Annotated in this window: 1 protein-coding gene; it reads left to right on the forward strand. The window is 47.5% G+C overall.

Annotated features, from left to right (window positions below):
- Positions 1–48: 48 nt before the first annotated feature.
- Positions 49–1,076 (forward strand): hypothetical protein (locus FJZ26_06270; protein MBM3230011.1); only part of this gene is annotated, 1,028 nt, incomplete at its 3' end.

Genomic DNA, 1,076 nt, shown 5'->3' on the forward strand with positions numbered 1-1,076 from the left:
AATCTTGAGTTTGCAGTTGCCCACAATCCGCTTACTTAGGGCTTGAATGTGCAAGCTCCAATCCAATCCGAAGAGAACACAAGGAAATTCAAAAGCGACATCAAAGAGCTATTCGGGCGGCAGCAGGCGCTTATTTTGCAGTATCAGGAAACCGTGGGCCAGCTTGTGGGGCAGATGAAAAACTCTCGGGTTTTCAAGGCACTTGAAAGCCTGGGCGGGACGAAATTTGAGGCATCGGCGCTGGCAGGCGAACTTGCAAGCTTGGAAGCGCAATATTCAAAATGCATGGAAAGCGCCAGAGCCCAGGCCCAGGCGGTGGCAGAAGGCAAACTGGATTTTGGGGCAAATACCCAAACCCAAGAACAAAACCAGAAGGCATACATGCTTAATCTTACTGCAACTGTTGAAGCTGCAAAAAACGCGCTATTTTGTCAACTGGATTTTCTGATACCATACACAACCAAAGGCGAAAAAGTTCCAATAACGGGTTCAGAAGCTACAGGCCACGAGGCTGTAGAATATCTAGTTGACATGGTACATAAAGCCGGTTCAGACAAAACTAAACAAGCAGAGCTCTACAAAACCTTGTCTGAATTTTTCCAATGGAAGGCAAACCTGGCGCATGATGAGGCAACAAAGGCATATGAGGAAAATGGCGGGTATCTTGACAAAACCGAGTTGGACAAAGTTAGAAAATGGCTTGAGCCGGCACTTGCAAGTGCAAAAACCGTGCCTCATGAGTCTGAGGCAAGCAAACTTTTTCAGACGCTGGGTCAAAAGACAAATGCTATTGGCAAGAGCGGGATTTCATCCATTTCTGGCGCAAAACCAAGTGAGCAGGGGCAAAGCGCGGAGAAGTGGGTTGAAGAGTGCATGGGGAAGCTTCAGAGGCTTCATGAGGCAAAGTCGGGCTTTCTCTCCAAGCTCTCAGAAAAGATTGAAGACGAGGAGAAAAAAAAGAAATTTGTCGAGACAAGGTTTTTTGGCACGGTAAGTGAATACCGCAGGGACAAGACAAAGAAATGGGCGGGTTTGTTGGGTGATGTAGGTTTTTTTGGAATGGGGGCGACAAGCGG

The organism is Candidatus Parvarchaeota archaeon (assembly GCA_016866895.1).
In the GTDB taxonomy this organism is placed as follows: domain Archaea; phylum Micrarchaeota; class Micrarchaeia; order Anstonellales; family VGKX01; genus VGKX01.